This is a genomic window from Neisseria sp. HMSC065D04, from assembly GCF_001815675.1.
Taxonomy (GTDB): Bacteria; Pseudomonadota; Gammaproteobacteria; order Burkholderiales; family Neisseriaceae; genus Neisseria.
The window spans coordinates 14,879-30,994 of the sequence record NZ_KV821493.1; the positions used below are offsets into that span (position 1 = coordinate 14,879).

Below are 16,116 nucleotides of genomic sequence, written 5' to 3' on the forward strand. Positions count from 1 at the left end.
CCGTACTGGTTTAAAGTTAATCCACTATAAAAGCAGGCTTCCTGCGAAAAGTATTTTCACACCAAGAACTTCGTCTGGACGATTCGTTCAAATGTCCAATATTTGGGGATTTTTATCTTAGGTTAGTCGGATTGATGCTTGTCCATTAATAGGATAATTAATTGGGCGGGCGCATCGGATATTTAAAAAATGCGTCTTTAAGCCTATAATTATAAGCATTAGCCATATTTTAAGGTCGTCTGAAAACGTGAATATCCATTTTCAGACGACCTTCATTAACAGAAAGAACAAATCATGCGTCCATTAAATGCCCGAATCCGTTTGGACAATCTGCGCCACAATTATCAAACCCTGAAACAGATTCACGGCGGCAAGATGCTTGCCGTCATCAAAGCGGACGCTTACGGGCACGGCGCGGTACGGTGCGCCCATGCATTGTCTGAAATTGCCGACGGGTTTGCCGTCGCCACCGTGGACGAAGCCGTCGAATTGCGTGAGAGCGGCATTACCAATCCCATCGTATTGCTCGAAGGCGTGTTTGAAGCGGCGGAATACGCCACCGTCGATAAATACAATTTGTGGCCGGGCGTCGGCAGCCAATGGCAACTTGAAGCCTTAATCGCCCATCATTGGCAGCACCCCGTCAAAGTCTGGCTCAAAATGGATTCCGGTATGCACCGTGCCGGCTTCTTCCCGCACAATTACACTTCCGCCTACACCGCCCTGAAACAATGCAAACACGTCGACAGCATCGTCAAATTCAGCCACTTCGCCTGTGCCGACGAACCCGACAACGGCATGACCGAAATGCAGCTTGAAGCCTTTGATTTGGCGTGTGAAGGCTTGGAAGGCGAAGAAAGCCTCGCCAATTCTGCCGCCATCTTGAACGTGCCCGAAGCGCGCCGCGACTGGGGGCGTGCCGGTCTGGCGCTTTACGGCATTTCTCCGTTCGGCGGCGTGGATGAACGCCTGAAACCCGTGATGCGCCTGACTTCCTGCGTATTCGGCGAACGCGTCCTGCAACCTCATTCTCCTATCGGTTATGGCGCGACGTTTTACACCAGCAAGTCCACCCGTGTTGGTCTGATTGCCTGCGGCTACGCCGACGGCTATCCGCGCCGCGCCTCGACCAATTCGCCTGTTGCCGTCGAAGGCAAACGCAGCCGCATCATCGGCAGGGTGTCTATGGACATGATTACCGTCGAACTCGACGCTTCCCAAGAAGGTTTGGGTGCAGAAGTCGAATTGTGGGGCGATGTTGTCAACATCAACGAAGTCGCCGAAGCTGCCGGTATGATTCCGTATGAAATTTTTTGCAACGTCAAGCGCGCGAAGTTTACATATTCGGAATAAGACAAGATTGTTTTTGTTTAAAGGTCGTCTGAAATCATGGTATTGGGTTTCAGACGACCTTTTGGTTTTTATAGTGGATTAACTGTAAACCGGTACGGCGTTGCCTCGCCTTAGCTCAAAGAGAACGATTCTCTAAGGTGCTGAAGTACCAAGTGAATCGGTTCCGTACTATCTGTACTGTCTGCGGCTTCGTCGCCTTGTCCTGATTTAGAGTTAATCCACTATATGGCAGGATGTCGGATGCGTTTTGCTTTTAAATGGAAATGCCGCATCTCAAGAAGTCGTCTGAAAACATCACATCAAGCAAAAAACAAAAAGCGCGAACCTTACGATTCGCGCTTTTTTCAGACGATCTCAATTATTTCTTGTCATCTTTTACTTCTTCAAAGTCGGCATCTACCACGTCGTCGTCTTTCTTGGCGGAAGACGGTTCGGCTTGTGCGCTTTCGCCTGCTTGGGCTTCGGCTTGCGCTTGCGCGTAAACCATTTCGCCCAGTTTTTGGCTGGCTGCACCCAGTGCTTCGGCTTTGGCATCGATAGCGGCTTTGTCGTCTCCTTTCACGGCTTCTTCGGCTTCTTTCAACGCGGCTTCGATTTTTTCTTTCTCAGCTGCGTCGAGTTTGTCGCCGTAGTCGGCCAAAGATTTTTTCACGGAGTGAATCAGGGCTTCGGCTTGGTTGCGGGAAGCGACCAATTCAGTCAGTTTTTTATCTTCTTCAGCGTTGGCTTCGGCATCTTTCACCATGCGTTCGATTTCTTCTTCGCTCAAGCCTGAAGAACCTTGGATGGTGATGTTGGCGGCTTTGCCTGTGCCTTTGTCTTTGGCGGAAACGTGCAGGATGCCGTTGGCGTCAATGTCGAAGGTGACTTCGATTTGCGGCATGCCGCGCGGTGCGGGTGCGATGTCGCCCAAGTTGAACTGACCCAAAGATTTGTTGGCGGAAGCGCGTTCGCGTTCGCCTTGCAGTACATGGATGGTTACTGCGCTTTGGTTGTCTTCGGCGGTAGAGAACACTTGCGACGCTTTAGTCGGGATGGTGGTGTTCTTCTGAATCAGCTTGGTCATCACGCCGCCCATGGTTTCGATACCCAAGGACAGAGGGGTTACGTCCAGCAGCAATACGTCACTGCGGCCGCCGCTCAATACTTCGCCTTGAATCGCTGCGCCTACGGCAACGGCTTCGTCAGGGTTCACGTCTTTGCGCGGTTCTTTGCCAAAGAAGTCTCTTACGGCTTCTTGTACTTTCGGCATACGGGACTGACCGCCGACCAAAATCACGTCGTCGATGTCGCTGGTGCTCAAGCCGGCATCTTTCAATGCGGTGCGGCAAGGCTCGATAGAGCGGGCAATCAGGTCTTCAACCAGGCTTTCGAATTTGGCACGGGTAATTTTCATTGCCAAGTGTTTCGGGCCGGTTGCGTCCATGGTGATGTACGGCAGATTGATTTCGGTTTGCTGGCCGCTGGACAATTCGATTTTGGCTTTTTCGGCAGCCTCTTTCAGGCGTTGTAATGCCATCACGTCTTGTTTCAAATCAATGCCTTGGTCTTTTTTGAACTCGGCGATGATGTAGTCGATGAGGCGTTGGTCGAAGTCTTCACCACCCAAGAAGGTGTCGCCGTTGGTGGCCAATACTTCGAATTGTTTGTCGCCGTCGAGGTTGGCGATTTCGATGATGGAAATATCGAAGGTACCGCCGCCCAAGTCATATACGGCTACTTTGCGGTCTTTGTTGTCGCCTTTGTCCATACCGAATGCCAAAGCGGCTGCGGTCGGCTCGTTGATGATGCGTTTTACGTCCAAACCGGCGATGCGGCCTGCGTCTTTGGTGGCTTGACGTTGGCTGTCGTTGAAATAGGCCGGAACGGTAATCACGGCTTCGGTTACTTTTTCGCCCAAATAAGATTCGGCGGCTTCTTTCATTTTACGCAGGACTTCTGCGGAAACTTGCGGCGGAGACAGCTCTTTGCCTTGCGCTTTCACCCATGCATCGCCGTTGTTGGCTTTGATGATTTCGAAAGGCATGGATTCGATGTCGCGTTGGACTTCTTTGTCTTCAAATTTATGACCGATCAAACGTTTGACAGCGTAGATGGTGTTTTTAGCGTTGGTTACGGCTTGGCGTTTGGCCGGTGCGCCGACGAGGACTTCGCCGCCGTCCAGATAAGCGACGACAGACGGCGTAGTGCGTGCGCCTTCTGCGTTTTCAATAACTTTGGTTTGACCGTTTTCAGAGATGGATACACAAGAGTTGGTTGTACCTAAGTCGATACCGATTACTTTTGCCATATTGATGTTGCTCCTAAAAAGATTTTTTAAATTAATAATTGTGTGGAACATTTGTTCCGTTGACCTGTAAATAAGGTTGCCCGATATTTTTTCAAGGGTTTTGTTGAAATTTTTTTTATATAAAATTCAACAAACTAGACTATTTATCCACAGGACGGTATTTTGTTTTTCAGACGACCTTGTCTTTGTTTTCCGATTGAGCATCATCGGAATGATTTTCCAAAAGCGGGATTGGAGCTTGAGGGACGGGGAAGGGTCGTCTGAAAATTTTATGCTTGATAAACTTTATCAAGCGGTGCCTTCAGGATTCTTGTTTCGCCACGACAACCATTGCGGGACGTAATACGCGGTCGGACAGGGTGTAGCCTTTTTTCATGACGCTGACGATGGTGTTCGGCTCTTGCTCGCTGACGACCGCCTGCATTGCTTGATGTTGGTGCGGGTCGAGTTTGTCGCCGGGCTGCGGGTTGATTTCTTTGATGTGCGTGGCGTCAAATGCTTTTTGCAATTCGTTCAGCGTCATTTGCACGCCCATTTTCAGCGCGTCGAAATTGCCGCTTTGGTCGAGCAGCGCCATTTCGAGATAGTCTTTGACCGGCAGCATTTCGGCGGCGAATTTTTGTCCGGCAAACTTGTGCGTATCAGCGATTTCCTGTTGATGGCGGCGGCGCAGGTTTTGCTCGTTCGCCAAGCCGCGCAATTCGCTGTCTTTCAACTGCCCTTCCAACTCGGCGATACGCGCCTGCAATTCTTCGTAAGTCGGCGGTTCAGCAGCTTCGGGTTGTTCGGTATTGGGGTTTTGGGCGGCTTCTGCGTTTACCGCCTCTTCGGTTTCATGTTGATATTGTTCGTGATGTTCGCTCATTTCGTGCATCCTTTGGAATGGTTTGAATCGAATGCTACGTTATATAAGGTCGTCTGAAAAAACTTCAAGCACACGGAAACCATCATAAGCATATTCCGCAATGCGCTATCGCAAATCGTTGATAAAAGGTAAGATACGCCGATACCTTCCTATTTTCAGACGACCCCCGACATGAAAAAAGACCACCTGAACACAACCGATTTCAACCTCTGGCACACCATCCGCGAAGAAACCGCAGCCGCAGCCGCAGCCGAACCGATGCTGGCGAGCTTTTTGCACCAAACCGTGTTGCGCCACGACTCGCTCGATTCCGTCCTTGCCTACCACCTTTCCAGCAAACTCGGCAGCCCGATTATGGACGTGCGCGCCCTGTTTGAAATCTACCAGCAGGCATTGGGCAGCGACGCGCGCATCAGCAACTGCGTCGAAGCCGATTTGAAAGCCATTTACGAACGCGACCCCGCCTGCGACGAATATTCGCTGCCGCTCTTGTATTTCAAAGGTTTCCACGCCATTCAGGCGCACCGCATCAACCACTGGCTCTATCAAAACGGCCGCAAAACGCTGGCGTATTTCCTGCAAAACCGCATGTCGGAAGTGTTCGGCGTCGATATCCACCCCGCCGCCCGTTTCGGTCATGGGCTGATGCTCGACCACGCCACCGGTTTCGTCGCCGGCGAAACCGCCGTGTTGGGCAACAATATTTCCATCCTGCACGGCGTAACGCTCGGCGGCTCGGGCAAGGAAGGCGGCGACCGCCACCCGAAAATCGGCGACGGCGTGATGATCGGCGCGAACGCTTCGATATTGGGCAACATCCGCATCGGCGACAATTCCAAAATCGGCGCAGGCAGCGTGGTCGTTGCGGACGTACCGTCGTCAATCACCGTCGTCGGCGTGCCTGCCAAACCGGTGGGGCGTTCGGTCAAAACCCCGTCGGCGGACATGGACCAGAGTTTGCAGGGTACGGCGATGGATTTTGTGATTTGAACTGAATCGCCCGATTAAGACCGCAGATATAGTGGATTAACTTTAAACCATTACGGCGTTGCCTCGCCTTAGCTCAAAGAGAACGATTCTCTAAGGTGCTGAAGTACCAAGTGAATCGGTTCCGTACTATCTGTACTGTCTGCGGCTTCGTCGCCTTGTCCTGATTTAGAGTTAATCCACTATATAAAAAGGTCGTCTGAAAACCTGATGGATAAGGTTTTCAGACGACCTTTTTTATGAGAAGGGATTATTTGAAGATGTAGGAATCGGGCATTTCGTCGAAGCTGACGACGCGGCCGCCTTTTTCTTTGGCAAATTTCTCTGCTTGGGCTTTGTCGGCGAAGGGGAGGGCGTCTTCTGCACCCATGCCGCCGATGAAGCCGCTTTCTATGACGTAATAGGCTTTCTTGCCGTCTATCCATGCGGTGTCGGCATTGGGTTTGCTCCAGTCTTTGACTTTGCCCATGTCGGTAACGTAGATGACGTGGATGCCTTTAGGCTCTTCGGGCAGCTTGGTGTAGCCGAACATCTGTTTGATGGTGGAGAACCAGACGGGGCGGTCGGGTTTGCCGTTGAGGTAGATTTGGGCTTTGGGGCCGTTGTGTTCGGTCAGGTTCATGCTGCAATAGTGCCCCACGGCACGGTCGCTGATTTGCTGAGGCTCAGGCGGCGGGGTGTCATCCTCTTTAGGGCAGGCACTCAGGAGCAGGGCGGCGAGGAGCGCAGGTAAAATCTTTTTCATATTTGTCGCTTTCCAAAAATTCTTGCTGCCAAGATAAGGGGAATAATAACCCATAATATCTGCGCGGTCAGCAATACGGGCATGGTCAGGCTGATTTGTTCGCTCAAACCTGCCATGCCTGCGTACATGGCGGTGTTTTCGTAACCGGTCAGGTTGAGCAGGCGGTAGATGTCGGTAGGGTTGAAAAGGAGGACGGTTTCGACGACGGGTGCGGTGATTGTTTGCTGGGTATCGGCGACGAGGATGCCCAAAAGCGCCATGTCGAAGATGACGACGAAAAACAGCCAAACGCCGATGGCAATACCGGCGGCGGTGCCGCGTTCTTTCACTTTCGCGCTGATGAGGTAGCCCATGGACAGGAATGCCGCGCCCAAAATGACGCTGGCGGCAATCAGCAGGGCAAAGGGTTTCCATGCGGTGATGTCGAAGCTGCCGTTGGCGAGTTGGAGCGTGATGCCCGCGATTCCGTAGCCTGCGGTGGTGGCAAGGGCGAGGATGATGAGGTGTCCGATGAATTTTCCGGCAAGGATTTGGTTGCGGGAAACGGGGTAGCTCAACAGCAGCGCCATGGTGCCGCGTTCGATTTCGCCAATGAGGGAATCGTAGGAGAGGAGCATGGCGATGAGCGGGATCAGGAAGATGGACAGGCTGGAGAGGCTGACGACGGTTACGGTCAGCGGATCGACTTTAACCGAGCCTGTGGGCGAGCTGCCGAGGAAGCCCAATGAGAGGGCGAGGGCGGCGAGCAGGACGGAGGCGGCGAGTACCCAGCGGTTGCGCAGGCTGTCGCGGACTTCTTTTCCGGTGATAATCCAAACGGGGTTCATACGTCCTCCCTTTTTAAGAATTGTGAGTACATGTCGTCGAGTGTGGGTGTGTGGATGTCGAGATAGGCGAGGTCGGACAGGTTGCCCAGTTCGCTGAGTAATGCCATGCGTTCTTCAGCCTGACATTGCGCCTGATAGCTGAGGTCGTCTGAAAGCGGCTGCCAACGTCCGCTTAACGGACGCGGAGCTTTGAGGCGGATGTTGACGGTGAGGGGGAGTCCGCTTTGGACGTGCAGCTCGTCCATGCTGCCGTCGGCGACTTTGACGCCGTTTTTCATGACGACGATGCGGTCGGCGTGGCCGTCGAGTTCGGCGAGGGCGTGGGTGCTGAGGAGGACGGTGGCGCCGCGTCCGTTGAGTTCGCGCACGACTTCGTAAAACATTTGGCGCGAGGCGGGGTCGAGGCCTGTGGTGGGTTCATCAAACAGCAATACTTTGGGTTCGCCCAGCAGCGCTTGGGCGAGGGCGAGGCGTTGGCGCATGCCTTTGGAGTAGGTACCGACGCGGCGGCGGGCGGCTTGGGAAATGCCGACACGCTCGAGGAGTTCGTGGTTTTTGGTGAGCGGCTGTTTTTTGAGTTTGGCGTAGAAATTGAGGGTTTCGATGCCGCTGAGGGAAGGGTGCAGGGCGACGGTTTCGGGCAGGTAGCCGATTTGGCTGCGCAACTGCGCGCCCGCTTTACTTCCAGTGCGCTCGCCCAGCAGCATGACTTCGCCTTCGGTGGGGGTAATCAGCCCGAGTATCAGTTTGATGAGCGTGGACTTGCCTGCGCCGTTGTGTCCGGCAAGACCGACACTTTCCCCCGCCTTCAAGACTAAATCGACTTGGTTGACGGCTTTTTGTGCGCCGAAGCGTTTGGTTACGTTTCTCAATTCGACATGGTGTGCGCTCATGAGTGCTTCCTTGTGTGGATGGGTTTCAGACGACGTTTGGGGTCGTCTGAAAAGGGCGTTTTTTGTATGGGGTCGTCTGAAAAAGGGGAGAGGGGTTTCAGACGACGTTTGTTATGGGGCGGCGTTTTCGACTGTTGCCTGCGTTGCGGGTTACACCGTATTTGCGGCGGATTTCCGTTGGTACGGTAATGAGGGGCAAAACCTTGCTGCGGCGGGGTTTCAACGTCGTCTGAAAACTTTTCAGACGACGTTGCGGGGCGTGTTTGCCGGTTCCGCTTAGTTCAATGAGCCGTTTTCGGCATCGCTCCATTCGGACTGATGGGTTTTGGCTTCTTGCAACAGTTGTTCTTTCATGGCTTCGTATTTAGTGGTGGTTTTGTTGCTGCCCGCCTTCATCAGCGGTTTGCTGTCGATCACGCCGCCGGGGAGGATGGCGGGGAACTGCGATTGCGCCCATTTGACGATGCTGATGGCGGGGCTGTTCATCAGGAGGCGGGAAACGGGCGCACGCCAGATGATTTGGTCGATGATGCCGTTGGGACGGTACGCGCTGTCGCCGAAGCCGTCGCCGTCGAGGTCGAATGCGCTGTTGTCGCTCCAGTAGTTGCCGCGTCCGCCTTCGCCCCAGTCAAGAAAACGTGTGCTGACGTATTTGACTTGGCTTTCGTTGTTGATGAAGGCGTTGTCGGAAAGGGTGGTGCCTTCGATGGCGGCGGTGAAGTGGATGCCGATTTGGCAGTTTTCAAAATGGTTGGCGACGATTTTGTTGTAGTTGGCGTTGTAGGCGAAAACGCATTTGCCGGCTTTGTTGATGATGTTGTCGTGGATGTCGGAATAGTTGACGTAGTTGAGCATGATGCCTTGGTCGCGGCTGCCGACGGCGATGTTGCCGTACACGTTGAGGCGGTCGGAAAACATCAAAACGTAGCCCATGTTGTTGCCGACGGAAATGTTGCCGCTGACTTCGCTGTCGTTGGTGTACATGTAGTGGACGGCGAAACGCAGGTCGCTGAAGCGGTTGTTTTTATAGGTGTTGTTTTTGCTGGTGTTGGAGAAAATGCCGTCGCGGCCTTTGGAAATGTCGTTACTGACAACTTGCGCGCCGGGTGCGTTCCAGACGGTTACACCGTTGCCGCGTTCGTTGACGCGCAGGGTGGAGTCGCCGACGATTTTGTTCTCGCGCACCATGGAATCGGCAGAACCGTGGATATACACGCCGACGGAGTTGTCGAGGATGTTGTTGTGTTCGATTAAGGCGCGGGGGGCGGTTTCTTCGAGGTAGATGCCGGCATCCATGGCGGGCAGGCTCATACCGGAACGGGTGACGGTGAGGTTGCGCAGGGTAACGTCGGGGGCGATGACGGCAATGGTGCGGCCGGTGCGATCGCCTTCGATTTTGGCGGAGCGGTCGGCAGGGCCTTCGATGGTGATGGGTTTGTCGATAAGCAGTTTGGTTTTGTAAGTGCCGGAGGCGAGCTTGAGCGTATCGCCTGCCTGCGCGCGCGCGATGACTTCGGGGAGGTTGTCGTTCGGGGAAACGTCGATGGTGGCTGCAAAGGTCGTCTGAATCATGCCGCCGAACATAAATGTCAGGACAGCGCGTCGCCATGTTTTGAATTGGGGTGTGTGCATGGAGTTCCTCTGATTCGTGCGGTGTGCGTCGGCACGGTGATGCCTGCCTGTGAGGGCCGTGTTTTTGTTTTATAGCGGAACAGTCTGTTGCGTCCAAACGGTTCTGCTATAAAAGGTCGTCTGAAAACGAGGGCAGCGGGTTTCGCTAAGACCTGAAAGTTTTTTCAGACGACCTTTCCGTTAAGTCAGTGATAAACCGTCAAACCCGATTATCGGGGTTTAACGATCATTTGACCGGACATTTCCATGTGCAGGGCGTGGCAGAACCATTGGCAGTAGTACCAGTGTACGCCCGGACGGACGGCTTTGAAGGTTACCGATTGGGTAGCTTGCGGGCCGATTTCCATGGCGATGCCGTAGCCTTCCAAAGTGAAGCCGTGGGTCAAGTCTTCGATGGTTTCGACGTTGGTCACATATACGGTTACTTCGTCGCCTTGGTTGACTTCGAATTGCGGGATGCTGTACGCAGGCGCAACGGCAGTCATGTATACGCGGACTTTGTTGCCCTCGCGGATGACTTTGGCGGCTTTTTCCAGCTCGACACCGTCTTTTTTCGCCTGTTCCACAGCGTCTTGCCAGAACCATGGGTCTTTGCGGTCCCAGGTTTTTTTCGGGTTGACTTTGGAAGCGGCAACCAGACACAGGTCATGCGGTTCGGCAAAGGTCGGGTTGTCGTGTACCAGGCGCATTTCGTCGCCGGAAATGTCGATCAACTGGTCGCATTCCGGTTTCAGCGGGCCGGCGTTGAGGAAGCGGTCTTTGGAGAATTTGTTCAAAGATACCAGCCATTTGCCGTCGGCTTCCTTGGTTTCGCCCATGGTCGTATGGTTGTGGCCGGGTTGGTAGTGGACGTCGAGTTTTTGTTTGATCGGATCCACTTTTTCGCCTTTGTAGGCTTTGATGGCGTCGTCGATGTTCCATTTAACCATTTGGCTGTCGATAAACAGCGTGGTGTAGGCGTTGCCGCGGCCGTCAAACGCGGTGTGTAAAGGACCGAGACCCAGTTGGGGTTCGGCGACAACCACGTCGCGCTCTTTGATTTTGCCGGCGAACAAATCGTCCAGTTTGCTGACGTCCAATACGGTAACGGTCGGAGACAGTTTACCGTTGAGCATGATGTATTTGCCGTCAGGGGAAGCGTTACAGCCGTGCGGAGAGTTCGGCACGGGGATGTAGCGGGTGTAAGGGGAATTGGCTTCTGCGCGGCCGTCCAGCATTTTCACGCCGTTGACTTCTTTGAAGTCGCCTTTTTTGATGCCTTCTTCGATGGCGGCAAGATTGAAGACTACGCACCAGTCTTGCTCGTTGGAAGAAGCACCTTGTACGGTCAGGGCGCGTTCGGAGTTGTAGCAGGTGGAGAAGGAGTATTTGCCTTGGTAGTCGGCATCGCCGTTGTCCAAGTTGCCATCCACCAATACTTGCCATGCGATGTCCATGGTTTCGCCGTCAATGGCGGTATAAACGGCATTCCAAGTTTTGGCGTCGTTCCAAGTACCCACACCGCTTACCGGTACGATGTGTTCGCCGTTGGCAAAGACGTAGCCGGTTTTCGGATAACGTTGCGGACGCAGACCGTGTACACCGGAAACGTTAGGGATTTCGGTGATTTTGTCGGTTTTCATGAAGTCCAGGCGGACGCGGCAAACGCGGTTGTTTGCTTTGTCGTTGGCATACGCGTAGCGACCGTCGTAAGTCTGGTCGGTAAACGACAAGTGAGGGTGGTGCAAGTCGCCGTTAGGGTAGCAGCGCAGGCCGCTGTCTTTCAGGAACTGGTTGGTTTCCGGCGTATTTTTTTCATTCAAAATACGCAGGCTCTCGTTGGTACGGCCCCAACCGGTCGCGCTGTCCATGTTGAACACGGGGATACGCATCAGTTCGCGCATGGAAGGTACGCCGATCAAGCGCATTTCGCCCGATTGGCCGCCGGAGAGGAAGCCGTAGTATTGGTCGAGTTCGCCCGGACCGACTTCGGAAGTCTGTTTGCCCGGTTCGGCAGAGGCATGAGACTCGGTTTTGGCGGCAGGCGCAGCACCTGAAGCGGCGGCTTTATCGCCACCCTCTTTGGAACAGCCCGCCAAACCCAACAGACCGGCGCCGGCAATACCTGCGCCTGAAACGGCGGCAGTACCTAAGAATGAACGACGGCTTAAGCCGTTTTGTTCTAATTTTTCGTCTGACATACAACACTCCTTGGATAAAATTCGGCAGCCGGCGTTTTCAGACGACCTGCCGATTGAAAAAACGTATTTATGTTTATAAGTGTGGGTACGGTTGACCCGGTATTTCTTTAGGGTTTCAGATTATTCGCCGGCTTTAGGGGCGGTTTCTTTTTTCACAAACTGCACAACCTGCTCCCCAGGCTGCTGTTTTGCAGATGCGGTTTCGGGGTCGGCTTTTGCCGCCGCCTGTTTTTGTTTTTTCTTGTTGGTTGCCACAACTTGCGGGCAACGTGTGTCATGGTGATACATGACTTGGCAGTGCAGGCACTGGATACATTCGTTCGGATGGATGTCGCCTTCCGGTGCAATCGCCTGAACGGGGCATTCGTGCGTACAGATTTGGCAAGGGTTGCCGCACATTTTGTAGCGGCGAAGCCAGTCGAATACGCGGAAGCGGCCGGGTAGGGCGATGCCCGCGCCCAATGGGCACAGATAGCGACAGAAGAAGCGTTCGATAAACAGGCCGGCAACCAAAAGGGTAACGGCAAACGCGACAAACCACCATTCGCGGACGAATTTCAAAATAATCGCTGTTTTAAAGGGTTCTACTTCTGCGAATTTTTCCGCCGTACCCAAATCGTACAGGGAAATTGCCAACAGTGCGAAGAAAATGACGTATTTAATCGCAGTCAGGCGCGTGTGCAGCAGGTGCGGCACGGTAATCTGTTTCACGCCCAATTTTTTGGCGATACGGTTGGTCAGCTCTTGCAGCGAACCGAAGGGGCAGAGCCAGCCGCAGAATGTACCGCGGTTCCACAGCAGCATGGTTGCGGCGGTAAACAGCCACAGGATGAATACAATCGGATCCATCAGGAAGAAGTCCCAACGGAATTCGGTCAGGATGGCGGAGAACAGCGTCAGCGTATTGACGACCGACAGTTGCGCCTGAGCGTACCAGCCGATATAGAACAGAGTAAATGTCAGGAATACCAGGCGGAAGCGGTCGTACCATTTCTCATAGCGGACAATCCAGTCTTGGAACAGGAAGACCAAAAGCAGGATGGTCAATGCGATGCCGACTACGGCGATTTGTCCCTGTTTCGCTTTCCACACCTGTTTCCAGAGTTGGTTGGATGCACCGTCGTTTGAAGAGGCTTCAGAGGCTTCTTCGGCTATGCCTTTAGTGTCTGAGGCTTGTTCGGCGGCAGGAGCGGCTGCCGGTTCGATTGGCGCGCTGATTTCGACGGGCGGTGCTTTCGGGTCATCGACATAGTAACCTTGAGGCAGCTCGTAATCCAAATCGGCGGTTACGAATGCTTTGTCGTTTACGCTCAGTACGCGTTGAACCATCAACTGCAAACGCCACGGTTCGGCAGCATCGAATTCCACACCTTCGGGAATCGTAAACCAAGATACTTCTTTAAAGTGGGGCGCGCCTTCGGCTGCCAAATCAACCAAGCGTTCGTGTTGCGCGTCGGTAAAGCGGAAGCTGTTTTCGCCTTGAATCATCTCGATACGGTCGAAAATACCGCCGCGGACATAGCCCGAACCTTTCCAAGAATAACGGCCTTCACCGGCAACCAAGACAGCTTGTTGACCGGGTTGCAGACGGTTTTGCAGGTTTTTCCAACCTTCTTCGCCCAACAGGCTTTTGCCGATGGAAGGCTGGCTGACTACGGCAGTGTACAAATCGATAAAGGTATCGTCGCCTGCACCTTGTTCGGCGTGTTCGGCAACACCTGCTTTGCCGCCTTTTTCAAACAGCTTGTTAATTTCATCAACAGTAATGTGCAGATGGCCGATGGCTTTTTGTTCCAGCAGCGCATTCCAAGATTGGATGTCCTGTTTGTCAGGATTGACAGCGCGGCGAGGCCGGGTTTGAGCCGCAGGAGCGGCAGCCTGTTGCGTATCCGCAGCATTGGCGGAGGTCGTCTGAACGGCTTTGTCAGTGCCCAAACCATATTTGCCGGCAACAACTTTGAACGAACGCTGGATACTGTCGTTAATCACCATCAGTGTAACGGTCGCGCCACTGATGATATCCCCGGGGGCAACGCCCGGAGTAGGTGGATTTTTAATAAAATTCAAACCGATATACTTATTGATGAATTTATCCACACGCGATTGCGGGATACCAATAAGCATAATCGGCTCATGGTGATCGACCAGCTTCGCACCGGCGATCGTTCCGTCGTTGGCCAAAGCCATCATCGTATCAATCGGTTTGCTCGAATAGCCGCGTGTATTGACCACGTCCGTCGTGATATACACCAAACCCAACTGCTCGTCGCCCTTATAAACACGGGCAACCATAGGCTTGCCTTCAGGCTTGCCATAACGGTCTGCACCCGGAAAAATTTCCGAAGGCTGGACTTTTGACAAAAAGTCAGGCAAACGCTCGGCGTAAGCGGGCAGTGTCGAAAACAATAGGACAAATACGGCAAACATTGCCAGCATCGTATTCAAGATGCCTGATGTGTGTTTCGTTTTTAGGCAGGACATGGCTGTTCCCGATTATTCGATACTCTAAACATTAACATTATATGAATCCATTATTTGCAATAATTTGACCTATGTCAAATTTACAAATCTTAAAACCTGGTTTTAACGGTAAGTAATACTTTGTGATTATATGGGTATGGCTCTATTTTTGTTGCTAATGGAATAGAAAACCGGGTAATTAAATAATCTTGGGTTTTGTGGTGTATTAATATGTTTTTGATATAGGGCAATCGCAATCTGTACATAGCGCAGGTAATGCGGCACTGATTTGTTTTTCAAGTTGAGGTTTATTGAATAATCTTTAAATTCGTTCGATAGCAGTAAAAAAGGTCGTCTGAAAACCAAATTTGATTTTCAGACGACCTTATATTTCCAACGCATCAAACGGCTATTTGCCTGCTTTCAGCGATTGCCACAGGCGGACGCTCAGGCGGCTTGCATCTGTTGATTTGGGCGATACGATGAAACTTTTATCCATCAATTCCTTGGTCGGGAAGATAGACGCATCGCCGGTATATTTTGCGTCCATCAATGCGCGGGCAGGGCGGCTGGCGGGGGCGTAGGTAACGAAATTGCCGTTTTGTGCCGCGACTTCGGGATCGAGCGTGTGGTTGATGTATTTATGCGCATTGGCGGTGTTTTGGGCATCGCGCGGAATCATCAGGGAATCCACCCAGATGCCGACGCCGCTTTTGGGTGCTAACACTTCGATTTCGACGCCGTTCTTCGCTTCTTGCGCGCGTGTTTTGGCGATGTTTAAATCGCCGCCGTAACCGACTGAAACGCAAAGGTTGCCCGCCGCCATATCGTCAATATAGCCTGACGAAGTGAAGCGTTTGATGTCGGGACGCACTTTTTTCATCATGTTGACGGCGGCTTTGATGTCGTCAGGGTTTTCGGTATTCGGGTCTTTGCCTAAATAATGCAGCGCAAGCGGGATTTGTTCGATGGCGCTGTCAAAATAGCTGATGCCGCAGGATTTCAGCTTTTTGGTGTATTCGGGATTGAACACCAAATCCCATTCGTTTTCGGGCAGCTGCTCCGTTCCCAAGGCTTTTTGGACCAGTTTTTTGTTGATGGCGAGCGTGTTGATGCCCCAGAAATAAGGGACGGCGTATTGGTTGCCCGGGTCGACTTTTGCCATCATGGCAAGTAAGTCGGCATCGATATTGGCGTAGTTCGGGATTTGGCTTTTGTCGATTTTTTGGTACGCGCCGGCTTTGATTTGGCGTCCGACGTTGGCAATGGACGGGGCAACGAGGTCGTAACCGGATTTGCCGGTCAAAAGCTTGGCTTCGAGGGCTTCGTTGCTGTCGTAGTAGTCGTAGCGGACGTTGATATGCGTATTTTTTTCGAACGCTTCAAGCGTGGCGGGATCGACGTAGTCCGACCAGTTGTAGATATTGAGCTTGTCGGAGGCGGTATAGGAAGAAGGTGCGGAAGATTCTGCGGCGGTTTGTTGGCCGCCGCTACATGCAGTCAAGACGAGGCCGATGAGTGCCGCCGCCATTGAAATTTTTTTCATGGGTACAGTCCTTTTGTGGAAGGGGGGATTGTTGCAGCGGCGGCAGTCAGTCAAGCGCAAACTGTCCGCATACAAAAGGTTAACTGTGGGGGCGGCCGGCATATGCCTCGGGCCCTTGATTCAGCAGGTTCGCATTAAACGGCAAAATCCCTGTCGGCGCAATAGGTTAGACGGGAAAATTTCTTCGTTTTTTCATTGCTTTCCGCTATGGTTTTCTTCATAAACAAAAAAATATTCAGACGACCCGAAAAGGTCGTCTGAAAAAAGTTGCACTTGCCTTATTTTCAATCTTGAGGCAAGGGAAAAATAGGGATTGTGCCAACAAAATTGCAGAAAGG

General features: G+C 52.7%; 12 protein-coding genes. 3 read left to right on the plus strand and 9 right to left on the minus strand.

Annotated elements, in window-relative coordinates:
* Window positions 1-294: 294 nt before the first annotated feature.
* On the plus strand, window positions 295-1,353 hold the full coding sequence (gene alr / locus HMPREF3050_RS03590) for an alanine racemase (protein ID WP_070773481.1): 1,059 nt from the start codon (window positions 295-297) through the stop codon (window positions 1,351-1,353).
* A 358-nt stretch (window positions 1,354-1,711) separates the two neighbouring features.
* Here alr and dnaK read toward each other — a convergent pair whose 3' ends face one another.
* Together dnaK and grpE are read right to left on the minus strand one after the other, a co-directional pair.
* Window positions 1,712-3,643, minus strand: coding sequence for a molecular chaperone DnaK (dnaK, locus tag HMPREF3050_RS03595; protein WP_009311595.1), 1,932 nt, complete (start codon window positions 3,641-3,643; stop codon window positions 1,712-1,714).
* Between the two features lie 301 nt (window positions 3,644-3,944).
* Entirely contained in the window at window positions 3,945-4,508 is a 564-nt protein-coding gene (gene grpE, locus HMPREF3050_RS03600; protein ID WP_060975087.1) for a nucleotide exchange factor GrpE, read from the minus strand.
* A gap of 171 nt (window positions 4,509-4,679) precedes the next feature.
* Here grpE and cysE point away from each other — a divergent pair, with 171 nt between their 5' ends.
* Entirely contained in the window at window positions 4,680-5,498 is an 819-nt protein-coding gene (cysE, locus tag HMPREF3050_RS03605; RefSeq protein ID WP_003759048.1) for a serine O-acetyltransferase, read from the plus strand.
* Between the two features lie 247 nt (window positions 5,499-5,745).
* Here cysE and HMPREF3050_RS03610 read toward each other — a convergent pair whose 3' ends face one another.
* From HMPREF3050_RS03610 to HMPREF3050_RS03620, 3 genes are read right to left on the minus strand one after another with little or no spacing between them, the layout of a single operon-like run.
* The gene (locus HMPREF3050_RS03610) at window positions 5,746-6,240 is read right to left on the minus strand and encodes a nitrous oxide reductase accessory protein NosL (RefSeq protein WP_003759050.1); all 495 of its coding nucleotides are present in this window, start codon (window positions 6,238-6,240) and stop codon (window positions 5,746-5,748) included.
* Window positions 6,237-7,067, minus strand: coding sequence for an ABC transporter permease (locus tag HMPREF3050_RS03615; protein WP_070773482.1), 831 nt, complete (start codon window positions 7,065-7,067; stop codon window positions 6,237-6,239). The genes HMPREF3050_RS03610 and HMPREF3050_RS03615 overlap by 4 nt, the downstream gene beginning before the upstream one ends.
* Window positions 7,064-7,960 (minus strand): ABC transporter ATP-binding protein, encoded by an 897-nt coding sequence (locus tag HMPREF3050_RS03620; RefSeq protein ID WP_070773483.1) that lies wholly within the window; start codon window positions 7,958-7,960, stop codon window positions 7,064-7,066. The genes HMPREF3050_RS03615 and HMPREF3050_RS03620 overlap by 4 nt, the downstream gene beginning before the upstream one ends.
* Here HMPREF3050_RS03620 and HMPREF3050_RS03625 point away from each other — a divergent pair.
* Window positions 7,959-8,240 carry a hypothetical protein gene (locus HMPREF3050_RS03625; protein WP_070773484.1) on the plus strand — a complete coding sequence of 94 codons (282 nt, stop codon included), beginning with the start codon at window positions 7,959-7,961 and terminating at the stop codon, window positions 8,238-8,240. The genes HMPREF3050_RS03620 and HMPREF3050_RS03625 overlap by 2 nt on opposite strands.
* Here the strand turns inward: HMPREF3050_RS03625 and HMPREF3050_RS03630 are convergent.
* The 4 genes from HMPREF3050_RS03630 to HMPREF3050_RS03645 all read right to left on the minus strand — a co-directional run bounded on the left by HMPREF3050_RS03630 (window position 8,237) and on the right by HMPREF3050_RS03645 (window position 15,778).
* Entirely contained in the window at window positions 8,237-9,592 is a 1,356-nt protein-coding gene (locus tag HMPREF3050_RS03630; RefSeq protein WP_070773485.1) for a nitrous oxide reductase family maturation protein NosD, read from the minus strand. The genes HMPREF3050_RS03625 and HMPREF3050_RS03630 overlap by 4 nt on opposite strands.
* Before the next feature lie 209 nt (window positions 9,593-9,801).
* Entirely contained in the window at window positions 9,802-11,772 is a 1,971-nt protein-coding gene (gene nosZ, locus HMPREF3050_RS03635; RefSeq protein WP_003759063.1) for a TAT-dependent nitrous-oxide reductase, read from the minus strand.
* Between the two features lie 120 nt (window positions 11,773-11,892).
* Window positions 11,893-14,208, minus strand: coding sequence for a NosR/NirI family protein (locus HMPREF3050_RS03640; protein ID WP_210399908.1), 2,316 nt, complete (start codon window positions 14,206-14,208; stop codon window positions 11,893-11,895).
* 433 nt (window positions 14,209-14,641) lie between these two features.
* Entirely contained in the window at window positions 14,642-15,778 is a 1,137-nt protein-coding gene (locus HMPREF3050_RS03645) for a polyamine ABC transporter substrate-binding protein (protein WP_070773487.1), read from the minus strand.
* Window positions 15,779-16,116 lie beyond the last annotated feature (338 nt).

Bases quoted from the DNA above. Each gene is read 5' to 3' on its own strand.
- HMPREF3050_RS03615 (WP_070773482.1), bottom strand. From the start codon at position 7,067: ATGAACCCCGTTTGGATTATCACCGGAAAAGAAGTCCGCGACAGCCTG.
- dnaK (WP_009311595.1), bottom strand. From the start codon at position 3,643: ATGGCAAAAGTAATCGGTATCGACTTAGGTACAACCAACTCTTGTGTA.
- HMPREF3050_RS03630 (WP_070773485.1), bottom strand. From the start codon at position 9,592: ATGCACACACCCCAATTCAAAACATGGCGACGCGCTGTCCTGACATTT.
- HMPREF3050_RS03645 (WP_070773487.1), bottom strand. From the start codon at position 15,778: ATGAAAAAAATTTCAATGGCGGCGGCACTCATCGGCCTCGTCTTGACT.
- HMPREF3050_RS03625 (WP_070773484.1), top strand. From the start codon at position 7,959: ATGAGTGCTTCCTTGTGTGGATGGGTTTCAGACGACGTTTGGGGTCGT.
- HMPREF3050_RS03640 (WP_210399908.1), bottom strand. From the start codon at position 14,208: ATGCTGGCAATGTTTGCCGTATTTGTCCTATTGTTTTCGACACTGCCC.
- HMPREF3050_RS03620 (WP_070773483.1), bottom strand. From the start codon at position 7,960: ATGAGCGCACACCATGTCGAATTGAGAAACGTAACCAAACGCTTCGGC.
- alr (WP_070773481.1), top strand. From the start codon at position 295: ATGCGTCCATTAAATGCCCGAATCCGTTTGGACAATCTGCGCCACAAT.
- nosZ (WP_003759063.1), bottom strand. From the start codon at position 11,772: ATGTCAGACGAAAAATTAGAACAAAACGGCTTAAGCCGTCGTTCATTC.
- cysE (WP_003759048.1), top strand. From the start codon at position 4,680: ATGAAAAAAGACCACCTGAACACAACCGATTTCAACCTCTGGCACACC.
- grpE (WP_060975087.1), bottom strand. From the start codon at position 4,508: ATGAGCGAACATCACGAACAATATCAACATGAAACCGAAGAGGCGGTA.
- HMPREF3050_RS03610 (WP_003759050.1), bottom strand. From the start codon at position 6,240: ATGAAAAAGATTTTACCTGCGCTCCTCGCCGCCCTGCTCCTGAGTGCC.